The sequence below is a fragment of the Thalassobacillus sp. B23F22_16 genome, assembly GCF_043496955.1.
In the GTDB taxonomy this organism is placed as follows: Bacteria; Bacillota; Bacilli; order Bacillales; family Halobacillaceae; genus Thalassobacillus; species Thalassobacillus devorans_A.
Window position 1 is genome coordinate 1 of record NZ_JBIEKD010000013.1, and the last position, 15,293, is coordinate 15,293.

Here is a 15,293-nt window from a genome sequence, read left to right on the forward strand (position 1 = left end):
CCCTGCCGCCTTATCCGTTTTTGAATAACGGACCATTTATAAAGATGAAGATGTCTTCAACATTTTCTCTTTAATGACCAAGGATCCAGCTAGTAGGCCATTTTTCAGAAGGACTCTTACTAAGTTAGAAGTTATTTAGTGATGTTTCCGTTTCTCTCATACACGCAAGGAGGTACGGGAAATTGCGAGACTCCAATGGGAGGATAGTACATGGTGAGATCCCGCAGGGCTTTAGCCCGAGGAAGCTCACCGTACCCCCATGGAAAGCGAGTAATTTCCCGAACCTCCAAACCCGTTACTACCATAACGGAAACAAACTATCTCGAAACTGAGTCTTCAGCAATTGGGAGCTTTATTGTAATATCAACACGGAGGTTTAACTGAGCGTTATATTTAAAGCAACTTATTAATACATTCTCTTTCCGTGACCATCTTCCCTGCTTTTTTCATTAGCACGTAAGAAGATGAATAAGATGTTAAAAACGCAGGAAAAGAGGTGAATATATGGACTTCACTGTGAACGACCTTGATCCGTGTGATCTTCCATTTTGTGCCCATACGAATGACACTGCCCCTTCCTTCCAGGCAGAAGCTTATGATAATGTCTCTAAAAAAATTACATCAGTAGACTTAGCAAGCTACCGTGGCAAGTGGGTCGTACTCTTTTTCTATGCCAGTGATTTTACCTTTGTATGACCGACCGAACTGGCAGCGGTCGCTGCCATTCATCCTCACCTGAAACAGTTAAATACGGAAGTGCTGGCTATCAGTACCGACAGTGTCTATGCTCATAAAATTTTCACCGAGACCTCGCCATCGGCTTCCAGGGTAACCTTCCCACTTGTCAGTGATCGGACACAGGTAATCAGTAAAGCATACCGGGCGTTCAATACAAAAACCGGAGCGGCACTCCGCACCACTACCATCATCGATCCGAATGGTATCATTTCAGCAAAGCTCACCAACCCGCCGGAAGTTGGACGTAACGTCCCGGAAATTTTGAGGCTAATACAGGGAATACAATACGGCAGACAAACAGGAGAAGGCGTTCCCGCTAATTGGATGCCAGGACAGCCGGGAATCAAGCGAGACCCTAATATGATTGGTAAAATATAAGAGATACTGAAAGCCCGGATGATTCTCACATCCGGGCTTTCAGTATACGAAGTAAAATCCGGGGTTCCACGTTGGGAACTCCGGATTTTATATTTACCTTAAAATATTCCTTTCATTGGCGCTGACATCTTTTACTTGTGTGACAGATACTTTTTCTCCTTCGTTTAAATTAGTAAATACGATTGGAGAAATCGTGGATGGTACATTCGCTTTCAAATGCTCAAGATCTGCCTGCAACAGCTTATCACCTTTGTTAACCCGCTGTCCTTCAGAGACAAATACTTCGAATCCTTCGCCTTGAAGTTTTACTGTATCGAGACCAACATGGACTAAAATTTCATGACCGCTGTCAGCTTTGATTCCGATTGCATGCTTTGTCGGGAATACATTGATAATCTCTCCATCTACAGGGGAAACGAATAATCCGTCTGCAGGGTCGATGGCAAAACCTTCCCCCATCATTTTCTGTGCGAACACTTCGTCAGGAACATCGCTTAAATCCATTAATTTCCCTTTCGCAGGAGAAACAATGTCCGCTTTATCGAAAGCAGGTAACCCAGCGCCATTAGTTGTTGTTTCTTCCTGAGCCTCTTCCCCACCAGGTGCCTGCATGTCATTATTGTCCATTCGCTTACGCATGGCATCAGCCAGGAAATCGACCGTCGTACCGACGATGACATGCAAGCTGGTTTTATTAAGCTTCATAACCCCATTTGCGCCCTGGCGCTTTAATGCTTTTTCATCTACCGCTTCCATATCCTTTACCTGGAGGCGAAGACGAGTAGCGCAATAGTCTAATGTTCTAATATTTTCCGGACCTCCAAGCGCAGTAAGGTAATGATACGCTTTTGCATCATAATCTCTTCCTTTACCGCTGGCAGGCTGACCGACCTGTTGATTTTCTTCTGCAAGCTCTTCGTCTTCATCTTCGCGCCCAGGTGTTTTCAGATCAAGCTTTACAATGAGGAAGTAGAAGACGACAAAATAGATGGCCGCAAACACCAAGCCTTGGACAAACAGCATGATCGGTTTCTGTGCAATACCGAAGTTCAGCAAATAATCAATGAACCCGGCAGAGAACCCGAATCCATGCCTGATATCCAGCCATAAGGAAACCATCATGGATAAAGCTGTCAATAATGCGTGCACCACGTAAAGTAACGGTGACAGGAACATGAAAGAAAATTCAATTGGTTCAGTAACACCAGTCAGGAATGATGTAACGGCGATACTGAACAACATCCCACCGACCGCAGCTCTACGATGTTTCTTCGCTGCCGCATACATAGCAAGACATGCCGCAGGCAGACCGAACATCATGATTGGGAAGAAACCGGCTAAGAAGCTTCCCGCACTAGGGTCTCCCGCCAGGAACCTGCTGATCTCACCACGGACCGCTTCATCAGCACCTGGTGGCATATACGAGCCGAAATCGAACCAAACAACCGTATTGATAACGTGGTGCAGACCGATTGGAATCAACAATCGGTTGAAGAAACCGTATGCACCTACACCGAGCGCTCCTGCGCCAAGCATCCATTCCCCTAACCCATTGATTGCTGCCTGGATTGGCGGCCATAGGAAGCCGAAGACACCAGATAATATAACCATAACGACAGCTGTGACAATTGGGACAAACCGCTTGCCTCCAAAGAAGGAAAGCCAGTCAGGAAGCTGGGTCTGGTAATAACGATTGTATAAAAGACCTGCAATAATCCCAGCTATAATACCTCCAAAAACCCCCATGCTTAAATCATCACCAAAAGACTCTACCCCTCCTGTCAGGACGAGGTAACCTACTGCCCCCGATAACGCCGCTCCCCCGCTGCCGTCTTTGGCGAAGCCCATGGCAACACCAATAGCAAAAATCAGCGGAAGGTTAGCCAATATACCATCCCCCGCTGCAGCGACAAACGGGATGTCCAGCATGTCATCCGCACCCAGCCTAACAAGCAGTGCAGCTGCCGGAAGCATCGCGATCGGGAACATCAATGACTTACCGATACGTTGCAAAAATGCTAACATTTCTTTTCCTCCCTTTTATGTAATTGAAATTTGAAACCGCTTAATTGAATTATAACACCCGCTTATATAGACGTATAGACCAGAAATGTAGGTACTCCGCTATAATTTATTAATTAACCTTATGTAATATAATTCCTGCCTTATTAAAAAATAAAAGTGAATGGCTTCGTTTTGCTGCCATTCACTAACACGCTAGTTTTGTAACTCTACTCTCACCCAGCCTCTGACTCCATTAATCAGCCAAACGACTTCAGCCTTATCCAGTTCACGCTTGTTAATTGGTCTCTCCATGACGACTCCTTTCTCCATTAATTCTTGTCGGAACGTACCATTTAAAAGTCCACATTCCACGGGAGGGGTGTACAGCTTCCCATGTTTTTCTATCACCACATTACCAATGGTGAATTCTGTGATTTCTTCTTTTTCATTCCAGAGCAGCACAGAAAAAACGTCTTCGGGCGAAGCTTTGGTGTGCCCATCATAAACATCACGATGAGTCGTTTTATGATATAAAAAAGGATCCTGCTTATCGACTGGAGATTGTGCCAGAGAACAAACTACAGTTTCCAGCGGACGGATGGCAGCAGCTTCTGCTGTAACTTCCCCAGCCTTGCTCATCAGCAGACGAACTTTGAAGTCCCCCACTGGATGATCAGCGGCAACATTTTGCAAAGCTTTCGACACGATTTCGGCATCCATGGAAAAACCAAAATAACGGGCTGAGGAGATCAGCCGGTTCATATGCCGCTGATACAAAGGATAGTATCCATCCTGCAGTTTCAGTGATTCCAAAAGATGAAATTTCTTTCTTTTTTCCTTTAACAGCCGGGCTTTTGCCATTAGCTCCTCATACTCCCCGTCCACGGTAGAATCCCATGTAACACCACCTCCGGCCCCGTAAATGGCTGTTTCCTCTTCTTTATCTATTAAGACTGTTCTGATAGGAACGTTAAATATCGCCTTTCTATCAGGAGTAATGTAGCCGATCGCTCCACAGTATACATGACGAGGGGATTTTTCCAATTTGTAAATATAATGCATCGTGCTGATCTTCGGCGCACCTGTGATGGAACCACATGGAAAAAGAGCATAGAACCAATCCAAAATGGTAGTATCAGGCTCCAATACCGCTTCAATAGTAGAGGTCATTTGGTGAACGGTCGGATAGGAATCAATAGCGAATAAGTTGGGCACCTTTACCGTTCCCGGCTTTGCGATACGTCCCATATCGTTGCGCAACAGGTCAACGATCATGAGATTCTCTGCCCGGTCCTTTTCAGAAGTAGAAAGTTTATGCTTAAACTGCTCATCTTCTTCCATACTTTTTCCCCGTTTTGCTGTTCCTTTCATCGGTTTTGTTGTGATGACCCCATCACTGACTCGAAAAAAGAGTTCGGGAGATGCCGATAAAATCCGGTACCTCCCTATATTCAAATAAGCGGCATAGTCAGACTGCTGATTTTCCTTCAATTGCTGATAAAAAGAATAATCATCCCCTTGAAACTGGGCGGCCAGTCTTGCTGTATAGTTGACCTGATAGGTGTCTCCTGCTTCAATTGCCTTCTTAATGGTCATAATTCCCTGCCGGTATTCTTCCTGGGTCGTATCGAGTTCCCAATCAGAAATCTGATACTCGGAAAGGGACTCAGTCCGGGAATTAGGTTCGACAGGATTTTCAAAAATCCCAAACCAGACGAGCGGGAGGTCTCCTGTTGCCTGATGGACCTGGTACGCTGTATCAAAACCTGGAGCAGCTTCATAAGAGACAAACCCCGCTGCATAATACCCTTCTTGAATGGCAGCTTCTATTTTTTGAAAAGCTGCTGGAACTTCTACCGGGCTATATACCGCAATCACCTGGATAGGGTTCACAAAACATATTGGCTGATTATTGTCTGCTTCAGTAAAGTCAAATTGTAAGAACGTTTCCATATCACACCTCTTCCTGTATCGACCTCATTGCCCAGCGTTTGGCGTTACGATAAACATTCCCAAGCATTTGTAAGCCGGTTTCTGACAGGATGGATTCAGGATGAAATTGCAACCCCTCGATGGGGTATTTCTTATGCCGGACCCCCATCACTACTCCATCTTCTGTCTCGGCGGTTACCATCAAGCTTTCTGGCATGGTATTTCGTTCCGCTACCAAAGAGTGATAGCGTGTCACCAAAGCAGGAGAAGGCAGATTAAGATATGCACCCTGATGATCATGAATAATTCTGCTTACTTTTCCGTGTACCGGCCTTGCCCCTTTGACTACGTTTCCTCCAAAGTACGTAACAATTGACTGATGTCCAAGACATACTCCCAAGATCGGAGTTATGGCATGGAATGCAGCCAGAATAACCTGGTTTCCCAATGTATCCTCCGGTCTTCCCGGGCCGGGTGATAGGACAATCAAGTCCGGACCTAAGCGTTGGAGTTCTTTCACGGTCACCTGATTATTTCGATATACAAGAACTTGTTCATCCATCTGCCTGAAATATTGAACCAAATTGTATGTAAAAGAGTCATAATTATCTATGATGACAACCATCTTGCCCACCACTTTCTGAAGGATGCATACCCACTTATTATAAACCGCTGGAACATTAGTCACAAACTAAAAAAACCCTGAGAACTTTAGTCTCAGGGGAATCTCTTTATTGTTCAACTCTTACCCAATAAGCAGACTTTCCACTTTCAGGGGCTCCCGGAAATTGTTCATCCTGTGCTACCCGAATCACCTTATTCTCCTGCTGCTGTGAAAAACCTTCGACCAGACTGTCAAACCGGTACTGTCCTGTCTCCGGTGCCTTATCACCTGTTTGATAACGCTCTTCTGACATTGTGCTCACCTCCATTAGGGATCTGCTGACTATTTAGGTGTATTTTTACCGATTCCCCTCATTCGTAAACGTCGCCAGGTGAAATATTAACTCCCAAGACATGAGCTATAAGAAGATAACAGGGGTGCTCAGTATTTATGGTTTTCAAAAGGATATTTACGATGAAGGACAATCCTGGCTATATATTTGTGAAAAAAATATTCACCGACAGCCATGGTAAATGCAACTATTGCCCCGGAAATAATAAGCGATACTGAATTATTAACCAAAAGGTTTCCGAGCAGCCATATCACGCCAAACACTATTGCAAAATCGACCAGCGTTGCTACCATATTACCTGCTTTAGGGAATACTTTCAGATCACCCAATGGATAGGAAAGCGCCGCGATGGTAAGAGTCAAGATCATAACTTGCCCTAATGTCATCTGCCAACCTAAACCAAGGATAAAAAACACAGTAGCAAAGGTCATTACACTTTTGATTCCAATAGCTTTAAGGTGTTCCATCATCGACCTCCTTACCCGAGTTCTACAAGAAAATATTTCCTGGTTTTATGTGATACAAACATAATCTGACAAATCGTAAAAATAATGTAAACTCATAGAGAGCATTGTCTTCTACTTGTAATTCTTATCAAGTTTAAAAACGCAGTATAGGTGAAATGAGGACACAAAGACGATTACTAATAAGAGAGGGTGTTTGGATGACAGACCAAAATAAAAACGGACGGTATGAGGACTCTCCAGAACAAAAGATCAAGGAAAAAGATAATCAAAAAGATATTGATCCACAGCGTGAGCAAGTAGATTCAAAAAAGGTTAAAGAAAGCGAAAAGAACCCGGATGATTTCGAACAATAATTCCCCCTTCGTAAAAGCTGCTTTCCCAGGAAAGGAAGGCAGCTTCTTTTATATTGGTAGGTCTTTCGAGGGATAGTGGTAGGCTGGAATGACATCCCCGCTTACCCAATTGCAGGGTATCTAACAGATTATGAAACAAGTGGATATTAAAAGTGGAACTGCCGGCAGTAAATTGCCGGCAGTTTTTATATATAATGTGACCATTTTCCCTTACTAGTAGATAAGGGTTATTTTTTCGATACCCTTCTACAATTCTATCAATTAATCGACACGATTTTCAGGATAAAAGTATCACTTCCACTAATTAAATTCCATTTTATGGAATTTAAGAAATTTACTTACAATTGAAAAAATAGGATAATGTCATTGTCTATTAATCTATCAGTACAAGGGAGGATCTTTATGTACCGTAAAACATTAACAGCTATTCTGGCGGCCGGACTGGCAGTAAGTTCAGGGATTTTACCGGCAGAAGCAGGAAACAACGCTCCAAACGAACAATCGGATCACGCTTTTGACAACAAAGTAATCAAAAAGGTTGATTCGGAAAACATGTATGAACACATCGAAGTATTGGCGCAACAGCCGCGTGAAGCAGGAACAGATGGAGAATGGCAAGGTGTCCAATACATTAAAGAGCAATTTGAAAGCTATGGGTACGAAACAGAAATACAGCCCTTTGAATTCAATAAGGGCTTTGAACGTGGCACTTCTTCCATCTCTTTGAACAGCGAGGAGTTTTCCGGTGATGTCCATACGTTTACTGGCTCTGTCAATAGTGAGGCAGAAGCACCACTCGTCTATGTCGGTCTTGCTTCTGAAGAAGAAGTCGATGAGGAAGTCGACGGAAAAATCGCTTTGATTGAACGAGGTCAGATACCTTTTTATAACAAAATCCAAAACGTCCTCGATAAGGGTGCCGTAGGTGTCATAATGTTTAACGGTGAAGGAAATACAGGCAATCAATTCGGTACAGCTTATGAAGGACAAGATATCCCTGCTGTCGCTATTACACGTGAAGGCGGTCTGGAATTGGTCGAGCGTCTGGCTGCGGAAGATGTAATAGCGACGGTTTCGGTAGAAGGTGCAGGTTATATTACAGGGACAAGCCATAATGTCATTGCTAAAAAAGCCCCACACCCTAACAAGGATAACGGACAAATTGTCATGGTCGGTGCCCACCACGATTCGGTAAGTGCTGGTCCAGGAGCGAATGATGATGCCTCTGGTGTCGCAGCCGTTCTTGAACTGGCAAGGGTTATGGCAAACATCCCTACCGATACGGAGCTTCGGTTCGCCACTTATGGTGCAGAAGAAAAAGGCCTGGTTGGATCGTATCATTATGCTGGTTCTTTGAGTGACGAAGAAGCAGATAATATCGTTGGTCACTTCCAGCTCGACATGGTGGGCAGTCGTGATGCCGGCGAATTAATCATGTTCACTCCCGACGGAGAAAAGAACTTGGTGACAGATTACGGATCAGCCGCTGGTGCCCGCGTTTCCGAAACTGTGCCATACGGACAGCTTGGGCGCAGTGACCATGTTCCTTTCTTTGAGCGTGGAATCCCGGCAGCATTGTTCATCCATGCTCCACTGGAGCCATGGTACCACGGTCCTGAAGATACGATCGATAAAATCAGTAAGGAAAAGCTGCAGGACGTTGGGGAAATTGTAGGAGCGGCGGTCTACCAGATTGCCAGACCGGATACGCCTGCTTTAGAGAATGCTAATGTTGCCCCAGGACCAGTAGAATATGACTTCGACGACCGCCCACTTTAATCACAGCTTAATTTTTGCATTGTAATAACTTCACCAAAACCTAATTACAGGAGGTACGTCGTATGAATAAATTCAAAAAGAAAGCAGCGGTTTTATTGTCAGCGGTCATGCTGTCCAGCGGGCTGGCTTACTCCCCTGCAGTTTCACTACCGTCAGCGGATGCAGCTCCTTCGGAATATAAGAGTGCTTTTGATCAAAAGGTCATCAAGCGATTTCAGGCTGAGCGAAGCATCGAGCATATTGCCTACTTAAGCGAAGAGATCGGACCACGTGTTACTGGTACAGAAGCAGAACAAGAGGCTGCTGACTATATTAAAAATCTATTAAACTCTTATGGCTACGAAGTCGAAGAACAGGAATTCGCAATTCCGGACCGGATGTCGGGCATATTAGAGACAGTGGATGGAAATGAAGTGCAAGTGAATATTCCTTCCGGATCTGGATCTACAGACACAGATGGAATCACGGGCTTGTTATTTGATGCCGGCCTAGGTTATCCGGAAGACTTTTCAGAGAAAGCAGAAGGAAAGATTGCCCTCATCTCCCGTGGCGAATTCAGCTTTGCTGAAAAAACACAAAATGCGGTTGAAGCAGGTGCTGTTGGTGTATTGATCTATAATAACGCAGCAGACCAGCCTCCCCTCAATATGTCACTCGGAGACTATGAATCTCCAGTTCCGCTAGCAGGGTTGACCATGGAAAGTGGTCAGGCGTTGCTTGAAGATGTGGCAGCTGAAGAAAAAGAGGTGACATTTGCTGTCGAACGGTTGGAGGATGCCACCTCGACAAACATCATTGCTTCTAAAAGTCCAAAGCATGTCGACAATCCTGAGATTGTTCATGTGACCGCACACTTCGACAGTGTCCCTTATGCCCCTGGAGCAAACGACAATGCATCAGGAACCAGTGTGGTTCTCGAACTAGCACGTATCCTGAAAAGCTATCCGGTCGATAAAGAACTTCGGTTTGCCTTCTTCGGAGCTGAAGAGATCGGTCTTGTCGGTTCCGAACATTATGTCAGTGAACTTTCTGAAGATGAAGTAAGCCGAAGTATCGGTAACTTCAACCTTGATATGGTGGGAACCAATTGGGAAGAAGCTTCTTCCATTTATATGAACACCCTGGATGGACAGGCCAACACGGTGACAGAAAGCGCGGAAGCCGCAGCTGAGAGAATCGGTACCTCCTCCCCACTTACGCTGTACCAGCGCGGTGCTTCTGATCATGTTTCCTTTTATGAAGGAGGCATTGATGCCGTCAACTTCATCCGTCGTGAACCGGAAACAGCCAACCTTGAGCCTTATTACCATACACCAGATGATCTCATACAATACATCAGCGAAGAACGGCTACAGGAGATTGGAGAGCTGGTTGGAGCAGCAGTATATGAATTGATAAGAAAATAACTTCACCTCCCCTCCTTGTGAGGGGATTTTTTCTGTTTTTGTCAGAAAATTTTAAATAAAAGGGTGACATTTCCTGTTAATTTGTTATACTATTTTTAACGGAACATTTAAGGAATATTTCCTTAAATAAAAAGGAGTGACCTAAACGATGAAATCTACCATCCAAACTTATATAAATGAAATACAAGATGAAATGATAGAAATTCGACGTCACTTGCACCAGCATCCGGAATTAAGCGGAGAAGAATTTCAAACATCCGAACTGGTGCAAAAGAAACTGCAGGCGTATGGAATCGAGTACAAAACCGGTTACGCAGGAACAGGCGTGCTGGGCATCATCAAAGGCAGCAATCCCGGTAAAACAGTTGCTTTACGCGCTGATATGGATGCCTTGCCTATTCAGGAAATGAATGACCACCCTTACATTTCTAAAGAAAATGGAAAAATGCACGCTTGCGGTCATGACGCCCATACTTCCATGCTTCTCGGTGCAGGTTATGTATTAAATCAAATGAAGGAGCATATATCCGGAACAGTCTTATTAGTATTTCAACCAGCCGAAGAAAACGCGCCTGCCGGGGGTTCGAAGCAAATGATGGAGGATGGTGTATTTTCGGAATACCAGCCCGATGTCATTTACGGACAACATGTCTGGCCCGGCCTTCCTGTCGGTGAAGTCGGTATAAGAGATAAAGAGATGATGGGAGCATCGGACCGCTTCAAGGTAACGGTTACCGGACGTGGCGGCCACGCTAGTATGCCCCAGGACGGCAATGACGCGATCATAATTGCGAATCAAATGATTACCAGCTTGCAGACGATTGTCTCCCGCAACGTGAATCCGCTTGATTCGGCAGTACTTACAGTCGGAAAAATTGAAGGCGGTTACCGCTATAATGTCATAGCAGATAAGGTGACGTTCGAAGGTACAATTCGCACTTATCTTCCGGAAGTGAAACAAAAAGTCAAGAGCCGCTTCCATACCATTTTATGGCAGACTGCGGAAGCTTTTGAAGGTTCGGTCGATATCGAATATTTGGATGGGTACCCGGCAACAATCAATACGCCGGAATGGGCACATGTAGCGCGCAACTCTGCTAAAGACCTGCTTGGCGAGCAAGCTGCACCTGAAGTGGAGCCCTCCATGGCTGGAGAAGATTTCGCCCGCTTTTTAGAACATTATCCAGGCGCTTTTATTTGGCTGGGAACGCAGATTGAAAACAAAGAAGAACAAAAACCTCTCCATGATCCGAAGTTCAAACTGGATGAACGAGCATTACCGATGGGCAGCTCTTTTTTAGTAAAGCTGGCCATAGATACTTTAGATAAACTCGCAAGGAGGTGATGACATGAATGATAATTTCACCAAAGAAATTACTCCTCTGCTAATGGAATGGCGCCGTACCCTCCACCAGAAACCCGAACTTGGTTTCATGGAGTATTACACCACTTACCGCATCGGTAAGGAGTTAGAAAAACTCGGCTTTAAAATTCATTTGGGAATCGATGCCCTTGAAAGCACGTCTCGCATGGGCGTTCCTGATGAGACCTTATTAACGGAACAGGAAAACAAAGCGCTTCATTGGGGAGTGGAAGATACCTGGATGGAGAAGATGCGTGGAGGCAATACAGGGATAGTTGCTACATGGGATACCGAAAAGAAAGGAGAACATCTTGGCTTCCGGTTTGATATCGATGCCTTGCCGATAAAGGAAGCAGAATCTAGCGACCACTTCCCTTCTCAACAAGGCTTCCGTTCCCAGGAAGAAGGCGTTATGCATGCATGCGGGCATGATGGTCATACTGCCATCGGCCTTGGAGTAGCTCATTTTATTGCAAATTATGAAGAATCATTAACTGGGCGCTACACCCTTATTTTTCAACCGGCAGAAGAAGGCGGACGCGGAGCGAAAGCGATAACAGATAAAGGCTGGCTCGATGGTGTGGATCATTTTTATACCGGCCATATCGGCATCAATCCTTACCCTGTCGGCACCATTGCAGCAACGACGAGAGGCTTCCTGGCATCTACCAAGTTGAATGTCCATTTCACGGGTGTGGCATCCCATGCCGGCATGAAACCGGAGGAAGGGAAAAATGCACTGCTCGCAGCCGCAACTGCAGCGACACAACTCTATGCTATCCCCCGCCACAGTGGGGGCCCGACTCGAATCAATGTCGGAAAAATGACTGCCGGCAGCGGGCGTAATATCATCCCCGAAACTTCGTATATGGAAATCGAAACCCGGGGAGAGACGAAAGAGATAAACCGATACGTTCTTCAGGAAGCAAAACGTATTCTTCAAGCCGCAGGTGCCATGCATGCTGTAGAGGTTACGATGGAGTTTGTAGGTGAAACAGAAGAAATCGAATGTGATGATTCATTGATTCCTTTTATCACCAAAGCTTGCGAAACCAGCACCTATGTTACCGAGGTACTCCCGTATGCTAAGGTGTCTGGTTCAGAAGATGCCAGCTTCATGACCAATGCTGTACAAAAAAACGGCGGAAAGGCGACATACATGCTGTTTGGTACAGAGCTCCCATATGGTCATCATCACCCTTCCTTCGATTACCAGGAAGCAGTTATTTCTGTAGCTGTTGATGCATATATTCACATTTTAAAAGGAGGGATGTCCCATGAGTGAAGATTCCCATTGGTTGAAAGAAAAGCTATTACAGTTGAACCTCGCAGATACCATGGATCAACCAGGAGGATTCACCCGGCTTAGCTACAGTCCGGAAGAATCCCGCTCCCATGAAGCTTTTCGAAAAATAGCAAACGAACTCGACTTACTAGTGACTAGCGATGAAGCAGGTAACCAATGGGCTGTTTGGAAAGTGGACGTTTCGGCTCCTACTGTTGCGGTCGGGTCCCACCTCGATACGGTCAATGCAGGCGGTGGTTATGATGGGGTAGCCGGTGTTCTTTGCGGCCTTGCAGCAATTAAGCAGATGAAAGATCAGTCTTTTACGCCAAAGAAAAATATTGCGGTCATTTGTTTCGCTTCTGAGGAATCGGCCCGTTTCGGCGTATCAACTATCGGAAGCAAAGCAGTTAGTGGATTGCTGGATAAACAGGACCTTGAGTCCGTCACCGATGGAAATGGTGTAACGATCAAACAGGCGATCGAGGAGTTTGGATTGAATTGGGAAACCATTGAACAAGCAGAAGAGCCACCAGATTTTTTAGAGAGTTTTCTGGAATTGCACATTGAACAAGGGATGCAAATTGAAAATAACGGAGCAGACATCGGGATCGTGAGAGGAGTAGCCTGCCCGATTCGTCTCAAAGTTACCGCCACCGGCATGTCCAATCATACGGGGACTACTCCAATGGACAATCGGAAAGATGCCTTCGTTGCTATCGCTCCCCTTGTTAATTTTGTCGAACAGGAAGCAAACAAGATTAACGATAGACAGGAAGTCCCCCTTGTAGCTACGGTAAGTACCGTTCAATTAAAACCCAATGCCATGAATGTTATCCCTGGTGAAGTCGAACTGGGCATAGATATCCGCAGTGTAGACGACTCCGTCAAATATGAACTGGCAGACCTGATCAAATCCTATTGCAGCCAGGTCGAAACAAAACGGGAAATATCGGTCAAAGTAGAGACATTAGTTAACAATGATTCTGTCTTTCTAGCCCCGCAGGTTCAGGGGAAACTTCAGAAGTTAAGTGAAAAACTTGGATATAAGGCGTTGCTGATGGATAGCGGTGCAGGACATGACGTCATGAACATGGCGGTCCGTTGGCCTTCTGGTCTGATATTCATCCCTTGTAAAGAAGGAATCAGCCATCACCCTAAAGAATATGCAAGTATAGCCGATTTACAAAAAGGAAGTAACATAATCGCAGCATATTTATTAACAGAAACAGGTGATGATGATGAAGACAAGAATTGGAGTAATCAGTCCAGCTGACTCGATGCAGCGGATTGAATATGTGGCACAAGAATTTAAGAATATAGAATTTGTACCTTTTATATATGAAGAATTGTCGGAAATTACTAACATTTTAACCGTTCACAGGTATGAGGTGGACCAATGGTTTTTTTCCGGAGTCCTGAACTACACCTACGCTACCGAAAATCAATTGATTACGGAAGAAGAAGCGAGCTTCCCTCCCCTGCATGGTTCCAGTTTTTTCGGTATTCTCCTGGAAGCACAATTAACCGAGCAGACAGTATTCCAGCAGGTAGGAATCGATACGATTTCTGATGAAGAGATTTCGAAAATACTGTCGTATTACAATCTCGAAAAATTGACTTATTACAACCATCCATTTGAAGGTTACGACAAAATCCAAAACCTTGTTGAATTCCATAAAGACTTATACGAACAAGGGAAAACCGAGGTCGTCATTACCTCAATCAAAGATGTATTTTTTCAATTAAAGAAGATGGACATTCCCGTTTATCGTGTAACTCCTTCTTATTTATCAATACGCATGGTCATTCAATTTTTAGAGGAAAGGGCGCAATCGAAACGGTATCGCAACTCACAAACGGCGATTATCGGCTGCCGTGTTCAATTTAATATGGATACACTCGATGACCTTTATTATTCCTTTAAAACTAAATATCAGGAATTAGACTTGAGAAGGTCACTGCTTCAAGTAACTGAAAAAACAAATGGCTCGCTTATGCAATTAGGAGATGGATTGTTTTTCATCTTTACGACACGCGGAGAGGTCAGTGAAGATGCTTATGAAGACTTACTGGAACTGATTGAGGAAGTCAAAATACAAAATAACATTGAAGCGAGCATTTCTATTGGTTTCGGAGAGACAGTATCACAAGCAGAGCAGAATGTCCGGTTCGGGTTCAGGAATATGACCAAACAAGAACAAGCAACCATACTATTGGTAGACGAGGATCAATCGATTACATTAAAGAACAAGCAAACGAAGGATCTGTCCTACCAAACGGTCGAAACTGGTGCTGATTGGCGCAAAAAAATTAAAGATGCCTCCATAAGTCCAGGAGTTGTTTCAAAAATCATTGCTTACGCCAAACAATATCAACGGGATCAATTCACTTCCCAGGATATTTCCCGCTGGCTCCAAAGTACAGAACGGAACGGACGAAGAATTTTGACAGAGATGGAAAAAACGAATGTCGTAGAACAATGCGGGGAAGCACAATCAGGCGAAAGGGGCCGTCCTCGTAAAGTATATCGATTCACTCCATTGTAATTTTAAAAAGTTTTTCTGTCAGTAAAATAATAATTTTGTGTATTTTCGGAAGTTTAACGGTATATTTCCAATTTTATGAAGGA

At 44.6% G+C, this 15,293-nt stretch carries 13 protein-coding genes; 8 read left to right on the plus strand and 5 right to left on the minus strand.

What is annotated here, in order from left to right; genetic code table 11:
- Positions 1 to 504: 504 nt before the first annotated feature.
- Positions 505 to 1,116, plus strand: coding sequence for a peroxiredoxin (locus ACGTNI_RS11395; RefSeq protein WP_394462470.1), 612 nt, complete (start codon positions 505 to 507; stop codon positions 1,114 to 1,116).
- Between the two features lie 93 nt (positions 1,117 to 1,209).
- On the opposite strand, the gene nagE is transcribed toward ACGTNI_RS11395, so the two are convergent.
- The 5 genes from nagE to ACGTNI_RS11420 all read right to left on the minus strand — a co-directional run bounded on the left by nagE (position 1,210) and on the right by ACGTNI_RS11420 (position 6,475).
- Positions 1,210 to 3,141 carry an N-acetylglucosamine-specific PTS transporter subunit IIBC gene (gene nagE, locus ACGTNI_RS11400; RefSeq protein WP_394462472.1) on the minus strand — a complete coding sequence of 644 codons (1,932 nt, stop codon included), beginning with the start codon at positions 3,139 to 3,141 and terminating at the stop codon, positions 1,210 to 1,212.
- Between the two features lie 192 nt (positions 3,142 to 3,333).
- Positions 3,334 to 5,073: an aminodeoxychorismate synthase component I gene (gene pabB, locus ACGTNI_RS11405; protein ID WP_394462474.1), complete on the minus strand. Its 1,740-nt coding sequence runs from the start codon at positions 5,071 to 5,073 to the stop codon at positions 3,334 to 3,336.
- Position 5,074: 1 nt separating this feature from the next.
- A complete protein-coding gene (locus tag ACGTNI_RS11410; RefSeq protein WP_394462476.1) occupies positions 5,075 to 5,677 on the minus strand; it encodes an anthranilate synthase component II in 603 nt (200 codons plus the stop codon).
- 106 nt (positions 5,678 to 5,783) lie between these two features.
- Complete coding sequence (locus ACGTNI_RS11415) at positions 5,784 to 5,969, minus strand: YjzC family protein (RefSeq protein ID WP_394462478.1); 186 nt, start codon at positions 5,967 to 5,969, stop codon at positions 5,784 to 5,786.
- Positions 5,970 to 6,097: 128 nt separating this feature from the next.
- Positions 6,098 to 6,475 (minus strand): DUF2512 family protein, encoded by a 378-nt coding sequence (locus tag ACGTNI_RS11420; protein ID WP_394462480.1) that lies wholly within the window; start codon positions 6,473 to 6,475, stop codon positions 6,098 to 6,100.
- A gap of 197 nt (positions 6,476 to 6,672) precedes the next feature.
- Between ACGTNI_RS11420 and ACGTNI_RS11425 the strand changes: the two genes are divergently transcribed.
- From ACGTNI_RS11425 to ACGTNI_RS11455, 7 genes are all read left to right on the plus strand, one after another.
- On the plus strand, positions 6,673 to 6,828 hold the full coding sequence (locus ACGTNI_RS11425) for a hypothetical protein (RefSeq protein WP_394462481.1): 156 nt from the start codon (positions 6,673 to 6,675) through the stop codon (positions 6,826 to 6,828).
- A gap of 402 nt (positions 6,829 to 7,230) precedes the next feature.
- On the plus strand, positions 7,231 to 8,607 hold the full coding sequence (locus ACGTNI_RS11430; protein ID WP_394462483.1) for a M28 family metallopeptidase: 1,377 nt from the start codon (positions 7,231 to 7,233) through the stop codon (positions 8,605 to 8,607).
- 62 nt (positions 8,608 to 8,669) lie between these two features.
- The gene (locus tag ACGTNI_RS11435; RefSeq protein WP_394462485.1) at positions 8,670 to 10,013 is read left to right on the plus strand and encodes a DUF4910 domain-containing protein; all 1,344 of its coding nucleotides are present in this window, start codon (positions 8,670 to 8,672) and stop codon (positions 10,011 to 10,013) included.
- A gap of 148 nt (positions 10,014 to 10,161) precedes the next feature.
- Positions 10,162 to 11,358 carry a M20 metallopeptidase family protein gene (locus ACGTNI_RS11440; RefSeq protein WP_394462487.1) on the plus strand — a complete coding sequence of 399 codons (1,197 nt, stop codon included), beginning with the start codon at positions 10,162 to 10,164 and terminating at the stop codon, positions 11,356 to 11,358.
- A 4-nt stretch (positions 11,359 to 11,362) separates the two neighbouring features.
- The gene (locus tag ACGTNI_RS11445) at positions 11,363 to 12,661 is read left to right on the plus strand and encodes an amidohydrolase (protein WP_394462489.1); all 1,299 of its coding nucleotides are present in this window, start codon (positions 11,363 to 11,365) and stop codon (positions 12,659 to 12,661) included.
- Positions 12,654 to 13,937, plus strand: a complete 1,284-nt coding sequence (locus ACGTNI_RS11450; RefSeq protein WP_394462491.1) for a M20 family metallo-hydrolase — start codon at positions 12,654 to 12,656, stop codon at positions 13,935 to 13,937. The genes ACGTNI_RS11445 and ACGTNI_RS11450 overlap by 8 nt, the downstream gene beginning before the upstream one ends.
- Positions 13,903 to 15,210, plus strand: a complete 1,308-nt coding sequence (locus ACGTNI_RS11455; protein WP_394462492.1) for a hypothetical protein — start codon at positions 13,903 to 13,905, stop codon at positions 15,208 to 15,210. The genes ACGTNI_RS11450 and ACGTNI_RS11455 overlap by 35 nt, the downstream gene beginning before the upstream one ends.
- The last annotated feature ends 83 nt before the right edge of the window (positions 15,211 to 15,293 follow it).

Coding starts and splice junctions, on each gene's coding strand:
- nagE (WP_394462472.1), bottom strand. CDS start 3,141: ATGTTAGCATTTTTGCAACGTATCGGTAAGTCATTGATGTTCCCGATC.
- pabB (WP_394462474.1), bottom strand. CDS start 5,073: ATGGAAACGTTCTTACAATTTGACTTTACTGAAGCAGACAATAATCAG.
- ACGTNI_RS11410 (WP_394462476.1), bottom strand. CDS start 5,677: ATGGTTGTCATCATAGATAATTATGACTCTTTTACATACAATTTGGTT.
- ACGTNI_RS11415 (WP_394462478.1), bottom strand. CDS start 5,969: ATGTCAGAAGAGCGTTATCAAACAGGTGATAAGGCACCGGAGACAGGA.
- ACGTNI_RS11420 (WP_394462480.1), bottom strand. CDS start 6,475: ATGGAACACCTTAAAGCTATTGGAATCAAAAGTGTAATGACCTTTGCT.
- ACGTNI_RS11425 (WP_394462481.1), top strand. CDS start 6,673: ATGACAGACCAAAATAAAAACGGACGGTATGAGGACTCTCCAGAACAA.
- ACGTNI_RS11430 (WP_394462483.1), top strand. CDS start 7,231: ATGTACCGTAAAACATTAACAGCTATTCTGGCGGCCGGACTGGCAGTA.
- ACGTNI_RS11435 (WP_394462485.1), top strand. CDS start 8,670: ATGAATAAATTCAAAAAGAAAGCAGCGGTTTTATTGTCAGCGGTCATG.
- ACGTNI_RS11440 (WP_394462487.1), top strand. CDS start 10,162: ATGAAATCTACCATCCAAACTTATATAAATGAAATACAAGATGAAATG.
- ACGTNI_RS11445 (WP_394462489.1), top strand. CDS start 11,363: ATGAATGATAATTTCACCAAAGAAATTACTCCTCTGCTAATGGAATGG.
- ACGTNI_RS11450 (WP_394462491.1), top strand. CDS start 12,654: ATGAGTGAAGATTCCCATTGGTTGAAAGAAAAGCTATTACAGTTGAAC.
- ACGTNI_RS11455 (WP_394462492.1), top strand. CDS start 13,903: ATGAAGACAAGAATTGGAGTAATCAGTCCAGCTGACTCGATGCAGCGG.